Here is an 18839-nt window from a genome sequence, read left to right as displayed (position 1 = left end):
AGGTGGCCGACCTCGGGCCGTGTGGCCGGGTCGGCTGTGAGGTGAGGAGTCGAGGATGAAGTACATGCTGCTGATCCACGCCAACCCGCAGAACTGGGGGCATCCGACCTTCCTGCGTACCGCGGAGGCGCTGGCGATGTCGCCCGAGGAGCGGGCCGAGCTGTCCCGGCAGTTCGAGACGCTGCTCACGGAGATCCACGAGTCCGGTGAGCTGGTGGGCGCCGAGGCGCTGCCAGACCCCGCCCAGACCCGGACCGTCCGGGTACGCGACGGCGTACCGGCGGTCACCGACGGTCCGTTCGTCGAGGCCAAGGAGCAGTTCGCCGGGTACTTCATCGTCGACTGCGAGAGCCTGGAACGGGCGACGGAGATCGCCGCCCGGTTCCCTGACACCCGGTTCGGCGGCGCCGTGGAGGTACGCGCGATCATGGAGCGGTCCGGCCAGGAGATGTGAGGACCTGACCCGGCCGTGCGGCCCGAGAACGGCACCGAGAACCTGCTGCGCCGGCTGGCGCCGCGGGCCCTGGCCGCGCTGGTCCGGCACTACGGGAACTTCGAGGCTGCCGAGGACGCCGTCCAGGAGGCGCTGCTGGCCGCCGCGACACAGTGGCCCGGCACGGGGGTACCGGAGAGTCCGCTGGGTTGGCTGATTCGGGTCGCCTCGCGCCGGCTGACCGACGAGCTGCGCAGCGAGCTGGCCCGCCGGCGCCGGGAGGCGACGGTCGCGGCCCGGTCCGTGCCGGACGAGCTGTTCGCGCCCGCCGCCGACGCCGCCGACCTCCGGGGTGCGGACGACACGCTGACCCTGCTGGTGCTCTGCTGCCATCCCAGCCTCACCCCGGCCTCCCAGATCGCGCTGACCCTGCGGGCCGTCGGCGGGCTGACCACCGCCGAGATCGCCCGGGCGTTCCTCGTCCCCGAGCCGACCATGGCGCAGCGGATCAGCCGCGCCAAGCAGCGGATCAGGGCAGCCGGGGGCCGGTTCCACCCACCGCCGGAGGCGGAGCGGACGGAACGGTTCCGGGCGGTGCTGCACGTGCTGTATCTCATCTTCAACGAGGGCTACACCGCCACGGCCGGACCGGAGGTGCACCGTGCCGACCTGGCCGCCGAGGCGATCCGGCTCACCCGGACCGTCACCCGGATCCGGCCCGACGACGGCGAGGCCGCCGGGCTCCTCGCGCTGATGCTGCTCACCGACGCGCGGCGCCCGGCGCGTACCCGTCCGGACGGCGGCCTGGTGCCGCTGGCCGAGCAGGATCGGAGCAGGTGGAACCGGGCGTACGTCGACGAGGGGATCGCGCTGATCACGCGTACGCTCTCCCGTGCGCCGCTCGGGCCGTACCAGCTCCAGGCCGCGATCGCCGTCGTACACGCTGAGGCGGACCGGGCCGAGGAGACCGATTGGCGGCAGATCCTCGCGCTCTACCAGCTCCTCGAACACCTGGCGCCGAACCCGATGGTGACGCTCAACCACGCCGTGGCGGCGGCGATGGCCCAGGGTCCGCAGGCCGGACTGGCTCTCCTCGCACCGCTCGACGCCGACGATCGGGTGGCCCGGCACCACCGGCTGCACGCGGTCCGGGCCCACCTGCTGGAGCTGGCCGGTGACCGCGAGGGCGCCCGGTGCTGCTATCTGACGGCTGCCCGGCTGACCACCAGCCTGCCCGAACAGGAGTACCTCCAGAACCGGGCGACCCGGCTGACCCCGGACGGCCGGTAGTGCCCGGCCGGAGATTCCGGTGATTCGATTCGTGCGGCATGTCGAGCCGGGACGGACCGCTCCGACCTCTGCGAAAGGCGTACGCCCCGAGGGGGGAAGTGGCGGATGGATCCGGAAAAGATCTTCGAGTGGACGGTCGCGGAACGGCTCAGCCTCGCCGACTTCCTCGACGGACTCGACGAGCACGAGTGGCGGGTGACCTCGCTCTGCCCGGATTGGACGGTGCATGACGTGGTGGCGCACCTGACGCTCTCCACCCGGACCAGCGTCCGTGACCTCCTGGTCGGCGTGATCAGCTCGGGCGGCAGCTTCAACCGGATGGAGGCCAGGATGGCGCGCGAGCGGGCCGCCCGGTTCGGGCCCGCCGAACTCGTCGCCCAGTTCCGGGAGAGTGCCCGCTCCCGCCGACGTTCTCCCGGGTCGGGGCCGCTGGATCCGCTCGTCGACGCGCTGGTGCACGGCCAGGACATCGCCCGGCCACTCGGCCGGGTCCGGACGATGCCGCTGGAGCCGGCGCTCGCCGGCCTCGGATACGCCCGACGCAGCTCTTTCTACGGTGCCCGCAAGCGCTTCCGGGGCACCCGGCTGGTCGCCACCGACCTGGACTGGTCGGCGGGCGACGGCCCCGACGAGGTACGCGGACCCGTCGCCGACCTGCTCATGCTGGCCACAGGGCGGGCCGCCGGCCTCGCCACGCTCTCCGGCCGGGGCGCCGAACGCATCGCCGCCACCATATAGCCGGCGCGCTCTTGTCTACTCGGCCCGAGCAGCCACGTCACCAGGGGACTCCCCGATCGGACGCGTACCGGTCGCCTGCTGTGCCAGAACCAGATCGTTGATCTCCAATCGGCCGACTCGTACCGAGTAGAGGCGTACCTCCCGCATGACGGCGCGACGGATCACCAACCGGCCGATGGCCAGCGCACCGACGGCGACGGCGCCGACGGCGAGCGCGCCGACAGCTGATGCGCCGAGGCTGGCAGCGCCGAGGGCGGACCTCCTACGGGCCATCGCCGTAGGGCCACCGATCCCAGCCATCCGCCGGAGCGGGACCGACGACCCGCAGTGCCGACATTCCGTCATGAACCCATCGTGTACCAGGGCGACCACCGTGGTTGATTCTTTCGGCAGCCAACCTCCTGCTCAGCGGCTGACCGATGCCGGCCCCAGGCGCCGCAGCGCGCCGAGCACGGACTGGTTCACTTCCGCCCGGCGAAGACGAGCTGTGCAGATGGCCGTACCCGGACCGGAGGTCGACAGGTATTCGTGCTGGTGGAGCCGAGGGGACTCGAACCCCTAACCCCTGCCTTGCAAAGGCAGTGCTCTGCCAGTTGAGCTACGGCCCCGGGCGGGACGATGCCGTCCCGGGGATGGCAGTCCAGTCGACGCCCTACCTCAGGTCGGGTGCGGTGGTGGCCTCGTGCCAGAGGGCGCGCTCGTCGTTGGATTCCCTGACCTTCTTGTAGACGAGGGCCGCGACGCCCACCACGCCGACAACGAGCAGGATCTTCTTCAACATGGACGTATCCTCACGCTCGACGAGCCGTCGGACGGTATGAAGTGGGGCTAGATGGAATCGAACCATCGACCTCAGAGTTATCAGCTCTGCGCTCTAACCGACTGAGCTATAGCCCCCCGTTGCGACGAGCAAGGTTACCGTACCTCCGGTGCCGATCCCAACTCGGGGCGGCGGTTCGCCGACCCGAGCCGTCGTACCAGCTACGACGCAGACCGTACCGGAACGGCGAATGCCGGGGCCACCGCTTTGCGGCGCCCCGGCATCGGCGAAGCTGCTGTCGACCGTTCAGTCGCGCTCGGCGAGGGTCAGCTCGACGCCGCCGACCAGGTCGGCGCAGACGTTGTAGATGAACGCGCCGAGGGTGGCGAGCGCGGTGAACAGCACCACGTTCACCAGCCCGATCAGACCGGAGGTAAGGATGACGCCCTTGGCCGTGATCTGGAAGGTGTCGCCGGTGCCCTGCCCGCCACTCGCGCTGATCATGTCGGTCAACGTGCCGTTCACGCTGTCGAAGACGCCCATCGCGTCGAGCGCCAGGTAGAGCACGGAGGTCGCGACGATCACCACGATGAACAGCACCAGCGAGACCGCGAACGAGAACTTCATCACGGACCACGGGTCGATCCGCTTGAGGTTCAGCCGGGCCCGACGGGGACCACGCGAGGCGGCGGAGCTGACCGTACTGCGGGCGGCGCGGACCGCCTCGGTCACCCGGGCCGCACCGACCGCGCCGGCGCCACCGGGCGCACCCGCGCCCGCGGCTCCGGTCGCGGTACGCGCCGCCGCGCCGCCGAGGCCGAACCGGCCGGTGCCCGGTGTTGTCTGGGCACTCCCACCGGCCCGGCCCGGCCGGAACGCGCCCTGCGGCGTGCCGCCGGAGATCGGCTGGGTCGCCTCGGCGCCGGGGGCGGCACCAGAGGAGCCCGGCCGGTCGGTCCGGCCGGGAATCCGCTCGGTACGGACCGCCTCGCCGGGCTGGTCCAGCCGGCTCGTCACGGTCGCATCGCTGTTGCCCGCCTGATCGGAGCGGTTCACCCCGGAACTGCCTCGGGAAGCCGCGGCGGTCGCCGCCGGAGACGTCGCGGCAGTCGCGGCTTCCGTCGTGGCAGACACCGGTTCTCCGTCCTCGGCCGCCCCGGCCGACGGCGTGGTCGACTCCTCGGGCAGCTGGTCGGGTGGCGGCGGCATGCCCGGCGCCCGGGTGAACTTGGGGGACGGCGTGTCGGCGCTGACCATCGCCCGGCCGACGGCCGCGCGGCCGGTCGCTGGTGCACCGCCCGCGGCGGCCTCCTCGTCGACCGGGTTGGTCGAGGTCCCCGCAGCCCCCGACTTCGCCTGTGTCTCCGTCATCAACTAGTCCTGTTCGTCAGGCTCGTCGGCATTGCGAGCAATCGCCACAATAGTCACGCCGTCTGGTAGGTCCATCAGTTTGACCCCCATTGTGTTCCGGTCACGCGTTCGGCGTACAGGCTTCACCGGAGTCCGGATCACGCCGCCGTTGCTGGTGATGGCAAACAGCTCGTCGTCCGGGCTGATGACGACCGCGCCGACCAGACCGCCGCGGCGCTCTGTGATCTTCGCGGTCAGCACCCCTTTACCTCCCCTACCCTGCACGGGGTATTCCTCGATCGGGGTACGTTTCGCGTAACCCCCGTTCGTCGCCACGAGGACATCCAGATCCATGCCCTCGCGGACCACCTCCATCGCCAGCAGCACGTCGTCGTCGGTGAATCGCATTCCGATCACGCCGGAGGTGGCCCGACCCATCGGCCGGAGCGCCTCATCGGTGGCGTTGAACCGGATCGCCTGCGCCTTCTTGGACACCAGCAGGAGGTCGTCCCCGGGTCCCGCCAGCGCCGCTCCGACCAGCTCGTCCTCGTCGCGGAGGTTGATCGCGATGATGCCGCCGGAGCGGTTGGAATCGAACTCCTCCAACCTCGTCTTCTTCACCAGACCGTTCCTGGTGGCCAGGACCAGGTACGGTGCGACCTGGTAGTCCGGGATCTCGATCACCTGGGCGATCTGCTCGTCGGGCTGGAAGGCGAGCAGATTGGCCACGTGCTGGCCTCTCGCCACCCTACTGGCCTCTGGCAACTCGTACGCCTTGGCCCGGTAGACCCTCCCCTTATTGGTGAAGAAGAGCATCCAGTCGTGCGTGGAGCAGACGAAGAAGTTGCTGACGATATCGTCCTGACGCAGCGTCGCGCCACTGACCCCCTTGCCGCCCCGGCGCTGCGAGCGGTAGAGGTCGACCTTGGTCCGCTTGGCGTACCCGGTCCGGGTAATGGTGACCACCACGTCCTCGCGGGCGATCAGGTCCTCCATCGAGACCTCGCCCTCGAAGGGCACGATCTTGGTCCGCCGTTCGTCGCCCCACTTGGCCACGATCTCGCCGAGCTCCTCGGAGATGATCTTCCGCTGCCGCTCCGGCTTGGCCAGGATGTCCTTGAGGTCGGCGATCTCCAGCTCGATTTTGGCCAGTTCGTCGATGATCTTCTGACGCTCCAGCGCGGCGAGCCGGCGGAGCTGCATGTCCAGGATCGCGGTGGCCTGCACCTCGTCGATGTCGAGGAGCTGGATCAGGCCCTGCCGGGCCTCCTCCACCGTCGGTGACCGCCGGATCAAGGCGATGACCTCGTCGAGCGCGTCCAGCGCCTTGACCAGACCCCGCAGGATGTGCGCCCGCTCCTCGGCCTTGCGCAACCGGTACGCCGTCCGCCGCCGGATCACGTCGATCTGGTGGCCCACGTAGTGCCGGATGAACTGGGCCAGGTTGAGCGTGCGCGGCACCCCGTCGACCAGGGCCAGCATGTTGGCGCCGAAAGTCTCCTGAAGCTGGGTGTGCTTGTAGAGGTTGTTCAGCACCACCTTCGCGACCGCGTCCCGCTTGAGCACCAGCACGATCCGCATACCGGTACGCCCGGAGGACTCGTCCCGGATGTCGGCGATCCCGGCGAGCTTGCCCTCCTTGATCAGCTCGGCGATCCGCTCGGCCAGGTTGTCGGGGTTGACCTGGTACGGCAGCTCGGTGACGACGAGGCTCGTCCGGCCCTTCTTGTCCTCCTCGACCTCCACCACCGCGCGCATCCGGATCGAGCCGCGCCCGGTCCGGTACGCGTCCTGGATCGGGGTGGTCCCCACGATCAGCCCGTGCGTCGGGAAGTCCGGCCCCTTCACGATCCCGATCAGCGCGTCGAGCGTGGTGGCCTCGTCGTCGTCCGGGTGCTCCAGGCACCACTGCACCGCGTCGGCGATCTCCCGCAGGTTGTGCGGCGGGATCTTGGTGGCCATGCCGACCGCGATGCCCTCGGAACCGTTCACCAGCAGGTTGGGGATCCGGGACGGCAGGATCGTCGGCTCCTTGGCCCGGCCGTCGTAGTTGTCCTGGAAGTCGACGGTGTCCTCGTCGATGTCCCGGAGCATCTCCATGGCCAGCGGGTCAAGCTTGCATTCCGTATACCTCATCGCCGCAGCCGGATCGTTACCCGGCGATCCGAAGTTGCCGTTGCCGTCGACCAGCGGGTAGCGCAGCGACCAGGTCTGGGCCATCCGGACCAGCGCGTCGTAGATCGCCGAGTCGCCGTGCGGGTGGAACTGACCCATCACGTCGCCGACCACCCGGGAACACTTCACGTACCCCCGGTCGGGCCGGTAACCGGAGTCGAACATGGCGTAGAGGATCTTCCGGTGTACGGGCTTCAACCCGTCCCGTACGTCCGGCAGCGCCCGCCCGACGATCACGCTCATCGCGTAGTCGAGGTAGGAGCGCTGCATCTCCACCTCGAGCCCGACCGGTTCGATCCGGTCGTGCTGAGCGACCGCGCTGGCGGCCGCTTCCTGCTCCGGCTCGTTAGCGGAGGACTCGGGAGTATCCGTCACTGTCAACCCTTATCAGACTCAAAGCCGCATTCCGCTGTGGATAACGGCTGTGGAAACCGTGGAAGCTGTGGATAACTGTGTGGAACGGCGGGTCCCGGTCGGCCGTTCGGCCGGGTCGGAGATCTCGACCCGGCCGGTCCGGCCGGTGCCGGGAGCCGCCGTACCGCCACTAGATGTCGAGGAAACGGACGTCCTTGGCGTTGCGCTGGATGAACGAGCGGCGCGCCTCCACGTCCTCGCCCATCAGTACGCTGAACAGCTCGTCGGCGGTCGCGGCGTCGTCCAGGGTGACCTGGCGGAGCGTACGCGTCGCCGGGTTCATCGTGGTCTCCCACAGCTCCGGGTAGTTCATCTCGCCCAGACCCTTGAACCGCTGGATGTCGTCCGGCTTGGCATTCGGCTTCTTCTGCTGCCGCAGTGCGATCAGCCCGTCCCGCTCCCGGTCGGAGTAGGCGTACTGGGCGTCGTCGCCCTTGCGGTTCCACTTGATCTTGTAGAGCGGCGGTGCGGCCAGGTAGACGTGGCCCAGCTCGACCAGCGGCCGCATGAACCGGAACAGCAGGGTCAGCAGCAGGGTCTGGATGTGCTGCCCGTCGACGTCGGCATCGGCCATCAGCACGATCTTGTGATAGCGCAGCTTCTCGATGTCGAAGTCGTCGTGGATGCCGGTACCGAGCGCGGTGATCAGCGCCTGGACCTCGTTGTTCTTCAGCACCCGGTCGATCCGGGCCTTCTCCACGTTGAGGATCTTGCCCCGGATCGGCAGGATCGCCTGGGTACGCGGATCCCGGCCCTGCTTCGCCGAGCCGCCCGCCGAGTCACCCTCGACGATGAACACCTCGGACTCGCGCGGGTCGGTGGACTGGCAGTCGGCCAGCTTGCCCGGCATCGAGCCGGACTCCAGCAGCGACTTGCGCCGGGCCAGCTTGCGGGCCTGCTGCGCCGCGATCCGGGCCCGGGCCGCCTGGGTCGCCTTGGTGATGATCAGTTTGACCTCGCCGGGGTTCCGGTCGAACCAGTCGACCAGCCACTCGTTGCAGACCCGCTGCACGAAGCTCTTCACCGGGGTGTTGCCGAGCTTGGTCTTGGTCTGCCCCTCGAACTGCGGGTTGGTCAGCTTGACCGAGATGATCGCCGCGAGCCCCTCCCGGATGTCCTCGCCGGAGAGCTTCTCGTCGCTCTTGAGCAGCTTCTTGTCCGTGCCGTACCGGTTGACCACGCTGGTCAGTGCGGACCGGAAGCCCTCCTCGTGGGTGCCGCCCTCGTGCGTGTTGATGGTGTTGGCGAAGGTGTAGACCGACTCGCCGTACGACTCGTTCCACTGCATGGCGATCTCGACCGCCATGCCGTCCTCCTCCGCGCCGAACTCGACCACGGTCTTGTGGATCGGGTTCTTCGAGGCGTTGAGGTGCCGGACGAAGTCGGCGATGCCGCCCTTGTAGCAGAAGGTCACCTCGCGCGGCTTGCCGTCCTCCTCCCGCACCCGCTCGTCGCGGAGCTGGATGGTCAGCCCCCGGTTGAGGAAGGCCATCTCCTGGAGCCGCCGGTAAATGGTCTCGAAGGAGAAGTCGACGGTCTCGAAGACGTCCGCGTCGGGCCAGAAGGAGACCGCCGAACCACTGGTGTTGGTGGTCTCGCCCTTCTCCAGCGGTGACGGCTTGGAGTTGGTGTAGCTCTGGCGCCAGACGTAGCCGTCCTTGTGGATCTCCACGAACATCCGGGTGGAGAGCGCGTTGACCACCGAGACGCCGACGCCGTGCAGGCCGCCGGAGACCGCGTACGCCTTGCCGTCGAACTTGCCGCCCGCGTGCAGCACGGTCAGCGCCACCTCGACACCCGGCTTCTTGAGCTTCGGGTGCAGGTCGACCGGGAAACCCCGCCCGTTGTCGGTGACCCGGACGCCGCCGTCGGCGAGCAGCACCACCTCGATGGTGTCGCAGTAGCCGGCCATCGCCTCGTCCACGGCGTTGTCCACGACCTCCTGGACAAGGTGGTGCAGACCGCGCTCACCGGTCGATCCGATGTACATACCGGGCCGCTTGCGAACGGCCTCCAGGCCCTCCAGAACGGTGATCGACTCGGCGCCGTACTCCTGCTTCTTCTGCGCTGCCACCTTGGCCACTTTCTCGCGCGGTCCGCGCCGTGCGGCGCGGGAGCGCGGGTTTGGTGGGCGGCCCACGACAGGCGCGCGGGCCGGCACCACGAGGAATTCCGGGTACGGTCGAACGCGCCGGTCGCCGCGGCTGCCCACGGATCGCGATCGGCTCGGACCCGGTGCGGTGCCGGCCGGACCACCCCGGGCCCGGTCTCCGCTCCACACCGTGTCGTCGTCTCGCTATCAATCTTACTGTGCCCAGATGACATATTGGGTATGCGGCACCCCTGCGCGGCGCCCTGAGAACCTCGTAGGCGGCCGTACCCCCTCGCCCACGACTCCCCCCACACGCCTGAGATCGAATCGGGGGCGGTTTCCGGCATCGCCGTACCGTCGCCGGCCGACACCTCCCAGCCTGGTCGTCCCCGCCCAGCCGGAGCCATCTCGGACCGGTCGTTCGGCGCACGCCGACCCGGGGGGTCGCGCGGAGGGTGAGCGGTGCCGTAACTTGGCGACGCCGGAAGTAAGCTCCGTGGCCAGGATGCCCGGTAAGCGCATCGGACGGTCCCAACGACCGGTTTCGTCAGGTGCATGGAGAGGTGACGCCCGATGGGGCTGGACAACGTCGCGGTGCGCTGGCCGCGGACCGGCCGCTTCTACGACCCGGTCGCCCCGGCCGAGTTCGTCGACTTCGGCGAGCTGGCCGACTCGCCCGAGGTGGCCGCCCCGACCGCGGCCCTCGCCGGATACATCGCCAAGAACGGTTCGGTCCGGGCGACCGCCTACACCGAACTGGTCGACCTGCTGCTCGGGCTGGACGGGGTGCTCTACGCCACCGAGGCCGCGGCCGAGGACGAGGACCCGGTGATCGACCCGGACGGCTGCGCCTGGATCGCCGGCGGCCTGGAGCGCTTCGTGGACGGGCACCGGGAGTACGGCGACTCGGTGACCTTCGACACGGTCAGCGCCGTACTGCGGGCCGCGCTGGCCGGCGGCCGCCTGGCCGAACAGCAACTGCGCTGGCTGGACAGCCGGCTCGACGCGCTGCGCGACGAGTCCGGTGCGCCGCCGCAGTGGAGCTTCTCCCGCTCCGAACTGGGCGTGCTGGCCGGTTTCTACCGCCGGTGCGCCGAACGCGGCTTCGCCGTCTACGCCGACTCCTGACCGACGCCTCCCGCCTCCCGCCTGAACCGGCTCCCGCCTGAACCGGCTCCGCCACCGACTCTGGCGCAGACACCGGAGCGTTGGACGACGGCTGGGCTGGCGGACGGGAGTGGTCCGTCCACCCTCCCCGGGCGCCCGACCGACCTCCCCTCCTCCGAACGGGTACGCCGCTATTGGCCCGAATCGTCGATTGTGCGGCGGTACGGCGTGACGCAGCTCATCGCCCCCTGCACGGCGGGGCGGAGCAGAAGTCAGACTTGCCCGTCGCCCAGAGAGTCACGTCTCGGTGACATAGGGCCACGGCGTCAGGACGTACCGCGTTCGCCGCCGACCAACGGGGAGGGTTCGCGGCCTTGCGTACGACGTTCGGGGCGCTGCGCCATCGGAACTACCGGATTTGGGCCGGTGCCGGCTTCGTCTCAGTGATCGGCACCTGGATGCAGGTGCTCGGAGTCAACTGGTACGTCCTCCAGCAGACCGGCTCGGCCACCTCCATGGGGCTGGCGGTGCTGCTGCAGGCGCTGCCCACCCTGCTGCTCAGCGGCTGGGGCGGCGCGCTGGCGGACCGGCTGCCCGCCCGGCCGCTGCTGGTCGCCACCCAGGTCGGGCACGCCGGACTCGCCGCCGGGCTGGCCGCGGTGGCCTGGTCGGACGCGCCGCAGATGTCGACGATCTACCTGATCTCGCTGGTCAGCGGCGTGCTCTCGGCGATCGAGGGACCGGTGATGGGCCGGTACGGCTCGACCATGGTGGACCGGGAGACCCTCGGCAACGCCCTGGCGCTGGGTTCGCTGACCAACTCCGCCGGGCGGATCCTCGGAATGAGCGTCGGCGCGGTCGTGGTGGCCGCCACCGGGCCGGCGATGCTGTTCGTGATCAACTCCGTCAGCTTCGCCGCGGTGGTCGCCGGGCTGCTCGCCGTACGCCAGCGGGAGTTGCACCAGCCGGAGGCCGCCGCTGCCGAAGGCGGCGGCGACCGGCACGGCGTACGCGCCGGGTTGCGCTACCTCTGCCGGCAGCCGGTCGTGCTGACCGCCCTCGCACTCGCCTTCGTACTCGGCAGCCTGGGCCGCAACTACCAGGTCACCATGGCGGCGATGAGCGCCGGCCCGCTCGGCGGCGGAGCCGGCGGGTACGGGCTGCTCTCCACGGTCTTCGCGGTCGGCACGGTGCTCGGCGCGCTGGCCGCCGCCCGCCGGCGCGACCTCAGCTACCGGCTCCTGGTCGGTGCCGGGGTGGCCGCCAGCGTGTTGCAGGCGGTCGCCGGGTTGGCCCCGGGGATCTGGACCTTCGCCGTCGCGATCCTGCCGATCGCCGCCGCCGCGGTGATCATCGACACCACCGTCGGCACCCGGGCCCAGCTCGACACCGACGGCGCCATGCGGGGCCGGGTGCTGGCCGCCATCGCGGTGACCGGCTCGGTCGCGGCCGCCGTCGGCGCGCCGGTCCTCGGCTGGCTCTCCGAGCACGCCGGTCCCCGGCAGACCCTGGTCCTCGCCGGCTGCGTCGGCCTGCTCGCCTCGGTCTGGGCCGGCCTGGCACTGTCCCGCCGCGAGCCGGCGCCCGCCGGACCCGCACCGGGCCGGCTCGCGCTGCCGGCCGCCCGCTCCGGCGCCGTCCGGCGCCGGCTCGCGGTCAGCCGGTTCGCCCGGCGCATCCCGTCGGTCCGGCTCAGCCGTACGTATCCCGAGGGCCACGTCCTCGCACCCGCCGCGGACCTCGCGACCAGGACGGTGCCGTCGGGCCGTGCACATGCAGCCGACGAACCACGCCGTGCCCGACCACGGCGGCGATCTGCCGCAGCAGCGAGCCGGCGAGCAGCCGGAGCTGCGTCGCCCACGCCGTGGACTCCGCCTCGACCGTGAGCTCGCCGTTCTCCAGCTTCACCGGGCGGCTGTGCTGGGCCACGTCCGGCCCGACCACCCGTTCCCAGGCGCCGAAGACGGTCGCCTCGGCGGTCGGCTGCTGCCAGCCCCGGGCCTTCACCAGCCGGGCCAGCACCGTACCGAACAGCTGCGGATCGCGGGGATCCGGCCCCGGGCCGGAGTAGCCGCGCGGCCGGCGCCGCTGCCCGCCCGGCCGACCGGCGGTCGAGCCGGCACCGCCGGGGCCGCCTGCCGCCCCGTCGGCCGTCGGCGCCGCGTCCAGGTCGGCTCCGCCAGGGGTACGCCGGCGCGGGCCGGGCGTCCTCCGTTTCGCGAGCGCGGCGTCGAGGACCGCCCGGGCCAGCGCCGGACCGGCCAGTTCACCGTCTCCGGCCGGCGGTGCCGGATCGGCCTGCGCAGCGTCTGATGGCGGTGTCGGCTCGGCCGGGGTGGCCCGGTCGGCGGAGGACCGCGCCGTCGGCCTGCTGCGGGCCCGGCCACTGCCGTCATCGGAGCCGCGCGGTTCCGCGCCCGGACGTGGTGTCCGCGGGTCAGTCGGCACGGAACACCTGCCCGTCGGAGACCTCGTAGCGGGCGCCTCGCAGGGCCTGCGGCACGTCGTCGGCGACCGCGCAGGTGACCAGGAGCTGGCTCGCCCCGGCCACCAGTTCGGCGAGGCGTTCCCGGCGGCCGCTGTCCAGCTCGGCGAAGACGTCGTCCAGCACCAGTACCGGTTCGACGCCGTCGGCGCGGAGCAGATCGTAGGCGGCGAGCCGGAGCGCCAGCGCGTACGACCAGGATTCGCCGTGGCTCGCGTACCCCCGGGCCGGCAGGGTGCCCAGCGTCAGGGTCAGCTCGTCGCGGTGCGGCCCGACCAGGGTCATGCCACGGTCGATCTCGGCCGACCGGGACTCGGCGAGCGCGGCCGACAGGGCTCCCTCCAGCGCCGACCGGTCCGGCACCGGGTCGGGCAGCTCCACCGACGGGCGGTACGCGACCGACGCCGCGCCCCGCCCGGCGGCCACCGCGTCGTACGCCTTGGTCACGTGCGGGCCGAGCGCGGCGACCAGCTCCAGCCGCCCGGCCAGCAGCTCCGCCCCGTGCCGGGCCAGGTGGGTGTCCCAGACCGCCAGGGTCGACAGGTCACCGCCGCCCTCGGCCGGGCGCTCGGCATCGACGCGGGCGGCCCGGCCCCGCCCACCAGCGGTCTTCCGGGCCAGATAGGCGGTACGCAGCAGCGCGTTGCGCTGCTTCACCACCCGCTCGTAGTCGGCGCGGACGGCGGCGTACCGGGGCATCCGGCTGACCAGCAGGTCGTCGAGGTAGCGCCGCCGCTCGGCCGGGTCACCCCGGACCAGTTCCAGGTCCTCCGGGGCGAAGAGCACCAGCCGCAGCGCGCCGAGCACGTCTCGGGCCCGGCGGGCCGGTGAGCGGTTCAACCGGGCCCGGTTGGCCCGACCCGGGGCGATCTCCAGCTCGACCAGCAGCTCCCGGCCCTCGTGCACGATCGCGCACCGGAGCACCGCCGTCGCGGCGCCGGCCCGGACCAGCGGGGCGTCGGTGGCGACCCGGTGGCTGGCCAGCGTCGCCACGTAGCCGAGCGCCTCGACGAGGTTGGTCTTGCCCACCCCGTTCGGGCCGACGAGCACGTTCCCGCCCGGCTCCAGGTCGACCCCGACCCGCTCGTACGAGCGGAAGTCGACCAGTTCGAGCCGGCGGACGTACACCGGGTCAGTGCTTGCGGACGGCGTGTCCGCCGAACTGCTGGCGCAGTGCGGAGACGGCCTTCAGCGCGGGCGAGTCGTCCTGGCGGGAGGCGAACCGGGCATAGAGCGAGGCGGTGATCACATTCAGCGGCACGGCGAGCCGGACCGCCTCGTCCACCGTCCAACGTCCCTCGCCGGTGTCCTCGGTGTAGTCGCTGAGCTGGGACAGCTCCGGGTCCTCGTCGAGGGCCCGGTCGAGCAGGTCGAGCAGCCAGGACCGGACCACGGTGCCGTCCCGCCAGGACTTGAACACCCCCGGCACGTTGGTCACCAGTTCGGAGGCGGTGAGCAGCTCGTAGCCCTCGGCGTAGGCATGCATCAGGCCGTACTCGATGCCGTTGTGCACCATCTTGGCGTAGTGCCCGGCGCCGACCGGCCCGGCGTGCACGAAGCCGAACTCACCCTCCGGCTTGAGCGCGTCGAAGATCGGCATCAACCGCCCGACATGCTGCTCGTCGCCGCCGGCCATCAGGCCGTAGCCGTTCTCCCGCCCCCAGATGCCGCCGGAGACGCCGACGTCGATGTAGCCGATGCCGTGCCGGTCGAGCTTCTCCGCCCGGGGCAGGTCGTCGCTGAACCGGGAGTTTCCGCCGTCGATGACGATGTCGCCGGCGGAGAGCACCTCGATCAGCCCGTCGACCGTCGGCTCGGTGTACGCCACCGGCACCATCACCCAGACCGCCCGGGGTGCGGCCAGCTTCTCGGCCAGTTCGGCCAGGCTGGCCACGTCGCTGAGCGCCGGGTTCTGGTCGTAGCCGACTACCTCGTGCCCGGCGGCGCGCAGTCGCTCGCGCATGTTGCCGCCCATCCGGCCGAGGCCCACCAGGCCGAGTTGCATGAACTTTCCTTCCAGAACCGGTGCGATCAGCGGGTGACCCGGATCGGCATGATCAGATAGCGGTAGCCGGGGATGATCTCCCCATCCTCGGTGGAGGGCGAGATCACCGCAGGCTTGAAGGCGTCGACGAAGGAGAAGACCGCCAGCGCCGAGCCAAGGTTCTGGAGTCCGTCGATCAGGTACTGCGGGTTGAAACCGATGGTAAGCGGCTCGCCGGTGAAGGTGGCGTCCATCGCCTCGCTTGCCCGGGCCTCCTCGGTGCTGCCGGCCTCGACGACCAGGCCGTCCGAGCTGAAGTTGAGCAGCACCGGCGTGGTCCGGCCGCCGACCAGCGACACCCGCTTGACGACCTCGACGAGCGCGGCGACCGAGACCCGGGCCTCCGCGTTGGAACTGGCCGGGAAGAGCGAGCGCACCGGCGGGTAGTTGGCGCCGTCCAGCAGCCGGCTGGTGGTCCGGCGGGTGCCACCGGCGAACCCGATCAGGCCCTCGCCGGCCGCGCCCTGGGAGAGCGCCATCGTGACGTCGCCGCCGATCGGCCCGAGGGCCTTGGCGGTGTCGTGCAGGGTCCGGGCCGGCACCAGCGCGTTGATGCTGACCTCCGGGTCGTCCGGCCGCCACTCGATCTCACGCAGCGCCAGCCGGTAGCGGTCGGTGGCGAGCATCGCCAGGGTCGAGCCGTTCAGCTCGATGCGTACGCCGGTCATCATCGGCAGCGTCTCGTCCCGGCCGGCGGCGATCGCGACCTGGCCGACCGCGGCGGCGAAGGTGGCCGCGTCGATGGTGCCGGCGCTGCCCGGCATCTCCGGCAGGGTCGGGTAGTCCTCGACCGGCATCGTCGGCAGGGTGAACCGGGCGCTGCCACAGACCAGCTCCAGATGCGCCCCCGCGGCGGCGATGTCCACCGGCTTGGCCGGCAGCGCCTTGGTGATCTCCGCCAGCAGCCGGCCGGAGACCAGCGCCGCGCCCTCCGCCTCGCTCTGCACGTCGACGGTCACCTGGCTGGACACCTCGTAGTCGAAGCCCGAGACGTGCAGCCCACCCTCACCGACCCGGAGCAGCACGCCGGCCAGCACCGGCACCGAGGGACGGTTGGGCAGACTCTTCGCGGTCCACGCCACGGCGTCGGCGAGCGCGTCACGCTCCACGCGGAACTTCATGCCATGCCTCCGGATCGACGTCAGCGACAACTGTCTCATGCCGGCGGCCGCCTTCCGGCCCCGCCAACCGTGCGGCCCTGCATCGCACCTTAGGACCCGGCCACATCGGCTGTGCGCCCGACCCCGGTACTTCGGCAGATCTTGACCCATGGGTACGACGGATCAAAAGAGTCCACAGGATGCCCAACGCCGATGATTGGTTTTTGTTCTCTTGAAGAGATAACTCAATCGTCTTCATCGGTGCTGTGCAAACTGTGGAGGAGCGGCCTCTGCGCAGGTCAGCCGCTTCTCCACCGGTGTGCGAGGTGTGGACAACCGGGGCCGAAACCGGGCTCGCGATCCACAGCCGCCGCCGTCGGCGGGGTTTTCCACGCTTGTCCACCGGTCGTCCACCGGGTTACCCACCGGCTTTTCCCCATCTGTGGGTACAGCCGGGCGGAGATCGACAGGCACCGTCCCCAGAACCTTCAACAGCCCGTACACAGCCCGCCGTGAGTGGTGGACAACCATGTGACGCTGGGTGACTGTCCACACACGTTTCCCCAACCTCTGTCCACAGGTTGTGGGTTCCCGGTGCGAAGCCGAACCGAGGTTATCCACCGGCGGTGGACAACTGGCTGTGGACAGCTTGGGTACAACGAGCGGCCCTGGGTACGACCGAGGGCCGGACGATCGTCGTCGAGGGCCCCGGATCACGACCGAGGGCCGGGTACGGACCGGGTCGGCCCGTACCCGGCCCTCGCCGGTTCGGTCGGTCGGGTCAGGTGTTCTGCTTGATCCGGTTCGTCAGCTCGGCGATCTGGTTGTAGAGCGAGCGGCGTTCCGCCATCTGCTGCCGGATCTTCCGGTCGGCGTGCATCACGGTGGTGTGGTCGCGTCCGCCGAACGCCTGGCCGATCCGGGGCAGCGACAGGTCGGTCAGTTCCCGGCACAGATACATCGCCACCTGCCGGGCGTTGACCAGTACCCGGGACCGGGACTGCCCACGCAGGTCCTCCAGGCTCACCCCGAAGTAGTCGGCGGTGGAGATCATGATCTGGTCCGCGGTGATCTCCGGCCCGGAGCCGTCCGGGATGAAGTCCCGGAGCACCTCCTCGGCGAGCGAGAGTTCGACCGGGGACCGGGTCAGCGACGCGAACGCGGTCACCCGGATCAGCGCCCCCTCGAGTTCCCGGATCGAGTTGGCGATCCGGGAGGCGATGAACTCCAGGACGTCCGGCGGGGCGAAGAGCCGCTCCTGGGCCGCCTTCTTCTGCAGGATCGCGATCCGGGTCTCCAGGTCCGGCGGCTGGATGTCGGCGAGCAGGCCCCACTCGAACCGGGTACGCAGCCGGTCCTCCAGCGTCGCCAGGTCCTTCGGCTTCCGGTCCGAGGTGATCACGATCTGCTTGTTGGCGTTGTGCAGGGTGTTGAAGGTGTGGAAGAACTCCTCCTGGGTCCGCTCGCGGTTCTCCAGGAACTGGATGTCGTCGATCAGCAGGATGTCGACGTCGCGGTAGCGGCGCTGGAACGCGCTCGTCTTGTCGTCCCGGAGCGAGTTGATGAAGTCGTTGGTGAACTCCTCGGTCGAGACGTACCGGACCGAGCGGGCGTTGCCCAGCGTCGTCGCGTAGTGCCCGATGGCGTGCAGCAGGTGGGTCTTGCCCAGCCCGGAGCTGCCGTAGATGAACAGCGGGTTGTATGCCTTGGCCGGCGACTCGGCGACCGCTACCGACGCCGCGTGGGCGAACCGGTTGGACGAGCCGATGACGAAGGTCTCGAACATGTACTTCGGGTTCAGCCGGTTGCCGCCGACGTCTCCGGCCCCGCCGACCCCGCCCGGCCGGCGGTCGTCCCGACCACCCGGACGGTGTAAGGCGTTGCCGCCGCCCCGCCCCGGGCCGTTGTCCGGGCCGCCGTCCCGACCCGGCCCGAGCCGTCCGGCACCGTCCCGGGTGTCGTGGTAGCGGCGGTCCGCCGGCCGGTGGTCGCCGAACTGACCCAGGTCGCCGGTGTCGGTCCCCCGCTCGTCGAAGCCGCGCCGCTCCTGGTGCGGGGCGGTCGGCCGGTACGGCTCGGGATAGGGCGCGCTGAAGAGCGGCTCCTGGCCGTCCCGGCTGGCCGGAATCAGGTTGCCCCGGGCCGGGTCGGGGCGACCGGGCGGCCGTCCCGCAGCGCCGGACGGCACCTGAGCCGAGCCGGTGAACGTCGGGGGCTTGCGCCCGCCGGTCTGGTCCGGCACCGGGTTCCGGTGTTCGGGTGGCTCCGCGCGAGGGCCGGCCGGAAACTCCTGCTCCGGTCGTACCGGGTACTCGCGCTCGGCCTCGCCGGGAAAGCGGAGCGGTTCGGCCCGGTATCCGCCGGTCGGGTCGGAGTCGGCGTACCCGGCCGGCTCGCGGTCGCCGTATCCACCGGCCGGATCCGGCTCGGCGTAGCCTCCTGGCGGGTCGGCGCCGTCGTATCCGCCGGCCGGCTCGGCTCCGGGATAGCCCGACGGGCCGCCGGATCCGGGATACCCCGGGGGTACGGCCATCCCCGCCGGTTCGGGTCCGGCCGAATAGCCGGTACCGGCCGGGCGCACCTGGCCGTCCTCGGGTGGCCGTACGGTGACCGCCACCTGGACGGCCCGGCCCAGCCGGCGGGAGAGTGCCTCGGTGATCGCCGGGCGGAGCCGCGACTCGATCACGTCCCGGGTGAAGGCGTCCGGTACGGAGAGCAGCGCGGTGTCCTCGATAATGGTGTGCAGACGGGTCAGCCGGAGATAGGCGCGCTGCTGGGCCGAAATAATCTCGTCGGCCAGTTCCTCGGTCGTCGCCGCCCACACCGCGCCAAGGTCGATCGTGTCGGCCAC

14 protein-coding genes, 2 tRNA genes and 1 pseudogene are annotated in these 18839 nt (G+C 70.9%); 5 read left to right on the top strand and 12 right to left on the bottom strand.

Annotation, left to right across the window (positions count from 1 at the left end; all coding sequences use genetic code 11):
* Window positions 1-55: 55 nt before the first annotated feature.
* The 3 genes from ACSMXO_RS00085 to ACSMXO_RS00075 all read left to right on the top strand — a co-directional run bounded on the left by ACSMXO_RS00085 (window position 56) and on the right by ACSMXO_RS00075 (window position 2461).
* Complete coding sequence (locus ACSMXO_RS00085; RefSeq protein ID WP_346261103.1) at window positions 56-454, top strand: YciI family protein; 399 nt, start codon at window positions 56-58, stop codon at window positions 452-454.
* Window positions 455-469: 15 nt separating this feature from the next.
* Window positions 470-1723, top strand: coding sequence for an RNA polymerase sigma factor (locus ACSMXO_RS00080; protein ID WP_455416263.1), 1254 nt, complete (start codon window positions 470-472; stop codon window positions 1721-1723).
* Window positions 1724-1828: 105 nt separating this feature from the next.
* Window positions 1829-2461, top strand: a complete 633-nt coding sequence (locus tag ACSMXO_RS00075; protein ID WP_455416262.1) for a maleylpyruvate isomerase family mycothiol-dependent enzyme — start codon at window positions 1829-1831, stop codon at window positions 2459-2461.
* A gap of 15 nt (window positions 2462-2476) precedes the next feature.
* On the opposite strand, the gene ACSMXO_RS00070 is transcribed toward ACSMXO_RS00075, so the two are convergent.
* The 7 genes from ACSMXO_RS00070 to gyrB all read right to left on the bottom strand — a co-directional run bounded on the left by ACSMXO_RS00070 (window position 2477) and on the right by gyrB (window position 9234).
* Window positions 2477-2734, bottom strand: coding sequence for a hypothetical protein (locus ACSMXO_RS00070; protein WP_346261106.1), 258 nt, complete (start codon window positions 2732-2734; stop codon window positions 2477-2479).
* Window positions 2735-2993: 259 nt separating this feature from the next.
* Window positions 2994-3069: transfer RNA gene (locus ACSMXO_RS00065), tRNA-Ala, on the bottom strand.
* A gap of 44 nt (window positions 3070-3113) precedes the next feature.
* The gene (locus tag ACSMXO_RS00060; RefSeq protein WP_234359542.1) at window positions 3114-3242 is read right to left on the bottom strand and encodes a DLW-39 family protein; all 129 of its coding nucleotides are present in this window, start codon (window positions 3240-3242) and stop codon (window positions 3114-3116) included.
* A 42-nt stretch (window positions 3243-3284) separates the two neighbouring features.
* A tRNA-Ile gene (locus ACSMXO_RS00055) sits at window positions 3285-3358 on the bottom strand.
* 169 nt (window positions 3359-3527) lie between these two features.
* Window positions 3528-4592, bottom strand: coding sequence for a DUF3566 domain-containing protein (locus tag ACSMXO_RS00050; RefSeq protein WP_455416261.1), 1065 nt, complete (start codon window positions 4590-4592; stop codon window positions 3528-3530).
* Window positions 4593-4595: 3 nt separating this feature from the next.
* Window positions 4596-7121, bottom strand: coding sequence for a DNA gyrase subunit A (gene gyrA / locus ACSMXO_RS00045; RefSeq protein WP_455416260.1), 2526 nt, complete (start codon window positions 7119-7121; stop codon window positions 4596-4598).
* A gap of 169 nt (window positions 7122-7290) precedes the next feature.
* The gene (gene gyrB, locus ACSMXO_RS00040; protein ID WP_346261109.1) at window positions 7291-9234 is read right to left on the bottom strand and encodes a DNA topoisomerase (ATP-hydrolyzing) subunit B; all 1944 of its coding nucleotides are present in this window, start codon (window positions 9232-9234) and stop codon (window positions 7291-7293) included.
* A 591-nt stretch (window positions 9235-9825) separates the two neighbouring features.
* Here gyrB and ACSMXO_RS00035 point away from each other — a divergent pair.
* Both ACSMXO_RS00035 and ACSMXO_RS00030 read left to right on the top strand, forming a co-directional pair.
* Window positions 9826-10380 carry a hypothetical protein gene (locus tag ACSMXO_RS00035; RefSeq protein ID WP_346261110.1) on the top strand — a complete coding sequence of 185 codons (555 nt, stop codon included), beginning with the start codon at window positions 9826-9828 and terminating at the stop codon, window positions 10378-10380.
* A 353-nt stretch (window positions 10381-10733) separates the two neighbouring features.
* Window positions 10734-11924: pseudogene (locus ACSMXO_RS00030) on the top strand (MFS transporter); the annotation flags it as partial.
* A gap of 127 nt (window positions 11925-12051) precedes the next feature.
* Here the strand turns inward: ACSMXO_RS00030 and ACSMXO_RS00025 are convergent.
* From ACSMXO_RS00025 to dnaA, 5 genes are all read right to left on the bottom strand, one after another.
* Window positions 12052-12807 (bottom strand): DUF721 domain-containing protein, encoded by a 756-nt coding sequence (locus ACSMXO_RS00025; protein WP_455416259.1) that lies wholly within the window; start codon window positions 12805-12807, stop codon window positions 12052-12054.
* Window positions 12797-13972 carry a DNA replication/repair protein RecF gene (recF, locus tag ACSMXO_RS00020; protein WP_346262367.1) on the bottom strand — a complete coding sequence of 392 codons (1176 nt, stop codon included), beginning with the start codon at window positions 13970-13972 and terminating at the stop codon, window positions 12797-12799. Before recF ends, ACSMXO_RS00025 begins: the two co-directional genes overlap by 11 nt.
* A gap of 4 nt (window positions 13973-13976) precedes the next feature.
* A complete protein-coding gene (gnd, locus tag ACSMXO_RS00015; protein ID WP_346262368.1) occupies window positions 13977-14849 on the bottom strand; it encodes a phosphogluconate dehydrogenase (NAD(+)-dependent, decarboxylating) in 873 nt (290 codons plus the stop codon).
* A gap of 26 nt (window positions 14850-14875) precedes the next feature.
* Window positions 14876-16009, bottom strand: a complete 1134-nt coding sequence (dnaN, locus tag ACSMXO_RS00010; RefSeq protein ID WP_346262369.1) for a DNA polymerase III subunit beta — start codon at window positions 16007-16009, stop codon at window positions 14876-14878.
* A gap of 760 nt (window positions 16010-16769) precedes the next feature.
* A complete protein-coding gene (dnaA, locus tag ACSMXO_RS00005) occupies window positions 16770-18839 on the bottom strand; it encodes a chromosomal replication initiator protein DnaA (protein ID WP_455416258.1) in 2070 nt (689 codons plus the stop codon).

The sequence above is a fragment of the Plantactinospora sp. DSM 117369 genome (assembly GCF_053764795.1).
This window is presented reverse-complemented; position numbering and strand designations above follow the sequence as displayed.